Origin of the sequence: Rhodoferax sp., from assembly GCF_039922535.1 — a bacterium.
In the GTDB taxonomy this organism is placed as follows: Bacteria; Pseudomonadota; Gammaproteobacteria; order Burkholderiales; family Burkholderiaceae_C; genus Rhodoferax_B.
Window position 1 is genome coordinate 1 of the sequence record NZ_JBDTEM010000486.1, and the last position, 5,235, is coordinate 5,235.

Annotated in this window: 7 protein-coding genes; 1 reads left to right on the top strand and 6 read right to left on the bottom strand. The window is 62.7% G+C overall.

Features of this window, described 5'->3' with window-relative positions:
• A partial coding sequence (rsgA, locus tag ABI213_RS22740; RefSeq protein WP_348028786.1) for a ribosome small subunit-dependent GTPase A occupies window positions 1-534 on the top strand: 534 nt, incomplete at its 5' end.
• Here rsgA and hisC read toward each other — a convergent pair.
• From hisC to rimM, 6 genes are all read right to left on the bottom strand, one after another.
• The gene (gene hisC, locus ABI213_RS22745) at window positions 531-1,610 is read right to left on the bottom strand and encodes a histidinol-phosphate transaminase (RefSeq protein WP_348028794.1); all 1,080 of its coding nucleotides are present in this window, start codon (window positions 1,608-1,610) and stop codon (window positions 531-533) included. The two genes, rsgA and hisC, sit on opposite strands and share 4 nt — an antisense overlap.
• A gap of 64 nt (window positions 1,611-1,674) precedes the next feature.
• Window positions 1,675-2,658 carry a CobD/CbiB family protein gene (locus ABI213_RS22750; RefSeq protein ID WP_348008889.1) on the bottom strand — a complete coding sequence of 328 codons (984 nt, stop codon included), beginning with the start codon at window positions 2,656-2,658 and terminating at the stop codon, window positions 1,675-1,677.
• A gap of 33 nt (window positions 2,659-2,691) precedes the next feature.
• Complete coding sequence (locus ABI213_RS22755) at window positions 2,692-3,390, bottom strand: CoA pyrophosphatase (protein WP_348028788.1); 699 nt, start codon at window positions 3,388-3,390, stop codon at window positions 2,692-2,694.
• A 77-nt stretch (window positions 3,391-3,467) separates the two neighbouring features.
• The gene (gene rplS, locus ABI213_RS22760; RefSeq protein WP_315190094.1) at window positions 3,468-3,866 is read right to left on the bottom strand and encodes a 50S ribosomal protein L19; all 399 of its coding nucleotides are present in this window, start codon (window positions 3,864-3,866) and stop codon (window positions 3,468-3,470) included.
• A 120-nt stretch (window positions 3,867-3,986) separates the two neighbouring features.
• The gene (gene trmD, locus ABI213_RS22765) at window positions 3,987-4,739 is read right to left on the bottom strand and encodes a tRNA (guanosine(37)-N1)-methyltransferase TrmD (protein ID WP_348028790.1); all 753 of its coding nucleotides are present in this window, start codon (window positions 4,737-4,739) and stop codon (window positions 3,987-3,989) included.
• 17 nt (window positions 4,740-4,756) lie between these two features.
• Window positions 4,757-5,235, bottom strand: a 479-nt coding sequence (gene rimM, locus ABI213_RS22770) for a ribosome maturation factor RimM (protein ID WP_348028792.1), incomplete at its 5' end; no start/stop codon positions are given.

The window sequence follows — 5,235 nt, forward strand, 5'->3', positions numbered from 1 at the left end:
GAGCGCGCCTGGGGCTGGCTGGCCGCCTACCGCGACATGGGCTACCGCATGCTGCCGCTGTCGCTCAAAGGCTCCAGCGACAGCCTGGATATGTTGAAAGCCGAACTGGCAGGTAAGACCACGCTGGTGCTGGGCCCCTCGGGCGCGGGCAAAAGCACGCTGACCAACCACTTGGTGCCCGGCGCACTGGCCGCCACCCGCGAAATCTCGCAGGCCCTGAACACCGGCAAGCACACCACCACCAGCACCACCTGGTACTGGGTGGACAAAGAGGCGAAGACGGCGCTGATCGACTCGCCCGGCTTCCAGGAATTTGGCCTGCACCACATCGATGCCCGGCATCTGTCGGGCCTGATGCCCGACATCAAACCCTTTGTGGAGCGCTGCAAGTTCTACAACTGCACGCATTTGCACGAGCCCGGCTGCGGCGTGATTGCAGCCGTCAAAAGTGACTCCAGCGCAGGCAGCATCAGCGACAGGCGCTACAAAATCTATAGAGACCTGTTTGCCGAACTGGACGCGCCGAAGTTTTAGCCGAGGATGGCGGCTAAAGCCTCCAGCAAGGTGTCGCACTGCGCAGGCGTGCCCACGCTGATCCGCAGGTACTGGGCGATCCGCTCCTGCCTGAAGTGGCGCACCAGCACCGCCCGGGCGCGCAGTTGTGCCGCCAACTCGGCCGCATCGCGCTGCGGATGCCGGGCAAACACAAAATTGGCCTGCGACGGCAGCACCTCGAAGCCCATGTCTTCCAGCTGCAGCACCAGGCCTTCACGGCTGTGCACCACGGCGGCGCAGGTCTGGGCAAAGTAGGCCTGGTCTTCAAACGCTGCCAGCGCACCGGCCTGCGCCAGTCGTCCCAGCGGGTAGGAGTTGAAGCTGTTTTTCACCCGCTCCAGCGCCTCGATCAACGGCCGTTGGCCACAGGCCAAGCCCACCCGCAAACCGGCCAAGGAGCGCGATTTAGACAGGGTTTGCGTCACCAGCAGGTTCGGGTAGCGGGCTATCAGGCCCACGGCGGATGCCCCACCAAAATCCACATAGGCCTCGTCCACCAGCACGGCGTGCTGCGGGTGCATCTGCAGCAGGCGTTCGATCTGCGCCAGCGGTAGGCCGATGCCGGTAGGGGCGTTCGGGTTGGCGATCACCACACCGGCGATAGCAGCACCCGCAGGCCCCACCAGCGTGTCCACATCCACCCGCAAGCCATCGGCCAGTGGCACCACGTGCATGGGGATGCCGTACAGCCCGCAATACACCTGGTAGAAGCTGTAGGTCACGTCGGGCAGCACCAGTGGCCCAGCCTGCTGGAACAAGGCGAAGAAGGCATGTGCCAGCACCTCGTCCGAGCTGTTGCCCACAAACACCTGGTCCCTTTGCAAACCGTACTGCTGGGCAATCGCCGTGCGCAGGGCGATGGATTCCGGGTCCGGGTAGAGCTGCAAGCCCTGCTCCGCGGCGGCCTGGATGGCGGCCACCACCTGGGGCGAGGGTGGGTACGGGTTTTCGTTGGAGTTGAGCTTGGTCAGGTTGGCGAGCTTGGGCTGCTCACCCGGTACGTAAGGCACCAGCCCGGCGACCACCGGGCTCCAAAAAGGGGAAGAAGTCAAAATGCTACTACTTTCATAGCTGCCAGCGCAGGTAGTACCTGCGCTAGAGCCCTATTTTCTTTAAATATCAACCGAGCAGGTTTGCCAGGGTCAGCAAGGCCAGCATGCCCATCCACAGCACCACGGCACGCCACACCAGCCCGACCACGCTGCGCAGATGCGCCAGTTCGGGGTCGCGGCCCGGGGTGGATTCGGTATCCACAGCCAACTCCAAAGGGCTCGCTTGGCTATAGCCGATGGCTTCCATGGTCTTCAACGCCTCGCCACCCAGGCGCACATTCAAGGCACCCGAAGTGGCGGCCAGCACCACGCCATCGTTGTCATTGGGAAAGCGCTGGGCATAGTTGCGCCAGCTGTCGATCGCATCCTCAAAGCTGCCCACCACGGCAAATCCCAGCGCCGTGGCCCGGGCAGGCAGCCAGTCGATGGCCGTCCAGGCGTTGGCGGCGGCTTTTTGCAGCGAGGCACTGGCGGGCTGGTGTCGGTCACTGGCTTTGTGCTTCCAGTAGCGCGACACAAATTCGCTCAGCCGGTAAAACACCGCACCCGCGGGCCCCAGGCCCAGCGCGGCCAGCACCGAATACCAGGCCAGCACACCAAACACATGGCGGTGCGCGGCAATTACCGAGTACTCGATCACATGGCGGACGATTTCGCTGCGCGGCAGCTCGCTGGCATCCACCTGCTGCCACTGCGCCAGCCGCTCGCGCGCCAGCGGCTCGTCGCCACTTTCCAGGGCATCGCGGATCGCGGTGAAATGGTGGCTGAACTGCCGAAAACCCAGGGTGATGTAGAGCACGGCCACGTTCCACAGCACCGCCACCGGCCAGCCAATCGCCCACACCAGCAGCCAGTGCAGGCCCAACGCCACCAGGCTGGGCACGACGACGGCCAAGGCCCAAGCCAGCCAACCGTTCTGCGGTGTACCGGCATCAAAATTGCGGCTGGAGGCCCGCACCCAGGCGCGCAACAGGCCGTGTATGGGGTTGTCTCGGGCTACGGGGCGTACCTGCTCTAACAAGAGCGCAAACATGATCGCAAAAAAGCTCATGGCAGGATGATAACGGCCCGCTGTGGCGCAGCTTCAGGCACAGAGGAATCGGTAGAAGTTTCGCAGCATGCCCGCGGTCGCACCCCAGATGAAACGCTCGCCCCGCGCATCGGTGTAGGGCATAGAAAACCACTCGCGTTGCACGCCCTCCCAGTCGAACGCATGGCGGCGGTGGTGTGCCGGGTCCATCAAAAAGGCCAGCGGCACCTCGAAGGCATCGGCCACTTCTTCAGGCTGGTGCACCAGCGTAAAACCCGGCTGCACCAGCGCCACCACAGGCGTGACGATGAAGGCGGTACCGGTCACATACGCGGGCAACTCGCCAATGACCTCTACATACCCAGGCGCCAGACCCACCTCCTCCCAGGCCTCGCGCAGGGCGGCAGCGCTGGCATCTGCGTCGGTGGCATCTACCTTGCCGCCAGGAAAGGCGATCTGTCCGGCGTGGGACGACATGTGGGCGGTGCGCTGGGTCAACAAAATCGTGGGCTGGCTGTGCAGCACGATGGGGATCAGCACAGCGGCATGGCGGGGGGCACGGTCGGTAAAACGCGGCTCGGCCCGCACCTCGGGCTGCCATACCGGCGGGTTCTGGAAGCGGGCGCGCAGAGCATTGGGCAGCAGTTGTGCCGCAGCAACCGCAAGCAGATGGGCATCAGAGCCCACAACAGGAACCTTGCGCGGGTCGAAGTTGGACAGCTTCGACAAAGGAGTCAAAGGTAGTTGCGACATCTCAGAGCTTCAAAGATCCACGAAAAAAGCCGCCACAGCTTGACGCATGTGGCGGCTTTTTCAAGGAACAGTGCAGATTACGCTGCAGCTGCGGCTGCCTTGGCAGCTGCGACCTTGATGCGGTTAGGCAACTTTTCCTTGATACGTGCCGACTTGCCGCTGCGGTCACGCAGGTAGTACAGCTTGGCGCGGCGCACATCACCACGGCGCTTAACTTCGATGCCAGCGATCAACGGGCTGTAGGTTTGGAACGTACGCTCCACGCCTTCGCCGCTGGAGATCTTGCGCACGGTGAAGCCGCTGTTGAGGCCACGGTTGCGCTTGGCAATCACGACACCTTCATAGGCCTGCACACGCTTGCGCGCACCTTCAACCACGTTGACGCTGACGATCACCGTGTCGCCAGGGGCGAACGAAGGGATCACTTTGGCCAAGCGGGCAATTTCTTCTTGCTCTAGGATTTCGATTAAGTTCATGGTTTTCCTCTAATGATCGTGTCCGCGCCTGAATTAGAAATGCTTTTACCGGAATGGAAAAGCGGCCGGGCAGAGGATCGAAAAGCCTTCTAGTATAGCATTTCATGCCATACCGTCTTTTTATACAGGCGGCAGGCCCTTCAAGCATTGCTCATCCGCGCGGCCCAGGCGGCCCGCGGTACGGGCAGCTTGCAGCAGATCGGGGCGGCGCTCTGCCGTGAGCTGCAGGCGCTGGTCACGCCGCCAGCGCTCGATCTGCACATGGTGGCCCGACAGCAGCGCATCGGGCACTTTGTGGCCTTCCCAGGTTTCCGGGCGGGTGTAGTGCGGACAGTCCAGTAGGCCGTCGAGCGCAGGGTTGAAGCTATCAAACTGGTGGCTGCCTGCATCATTCAACACACCGGGCTGCAAACGCGCCACGGCATCCAGCAGGGCCAGGGCGGCAATTTCGCCACCCGAAAGCACGAAATCACCCAGGCTGATCTGGTGGGTGACAAATTGATCGATGAAACGCTGGTCGATGCCTTCGTAGCGCCCGCACACCAGCACCGCGCCTGCGCTGGCCGACCATACCTCTACCGTGGCATGGGTGAGCGCGGGGCCCAAAGGGGAAAACAAGACGACGGGTGCCACATCCGCGCGGGCCACCTGGATAGCCGCCAAACAACGCGCCAGTGGCTCGGCCAGCATGACCATGCCAGGGCCGCCGCCAAAAGGCCGGTCATCCACCCGGCGGTAGTTGCCATCGGCAAAATCACGCGGGTTCCACAGATGCAGTTCAACCAGGCCCGATTCGAACGCACGGCGCGTCACGCCGCTGGTCAAAAACGGCGAAAACAACTCGGGAAAAAGGCTGATGATGTCAAACCGCATGCGCAGCGCCTGCCGGTTCAGTAGTCTGGTTGCCAGTCTACGGTGATCAGGCGGGTGGGCAAATCGACCTTGTCCACGTACACGGCAACAAACGGCACCATGCGCTCCAAGGCTTGCACTACACCTGCTTCGTCTGCCTCTTGGTAGGCGATAACGAGCACGGTTTGTGCGCCGGTAGAAAGCAGTTCTTTGACCTGCCCTAGCGCAACGCCTTCGCGGTTGACCACGTCCAAGCCGATCAAATCAACCCAGTAATACTCATCGACGGACACGCTAGGGAAGCTAGTGCGGGCCACAAAAATACGCGAGCCCCGCAACGCCTCGGCAGCATCGCGCCCCACAACCTCATGGGATTGGGCCACGACACCACCAGAATGTTCTTTGGCTTCCAGCACGCGCAGCAGCCGGGTGCCGTCGAAGGGCTTGGCACCCCGCTCGGTGGGCTGCAAATACCAGCGTTTGGAAGAAAAAAGCGCCTCGGGTGCGGCGCTATGGG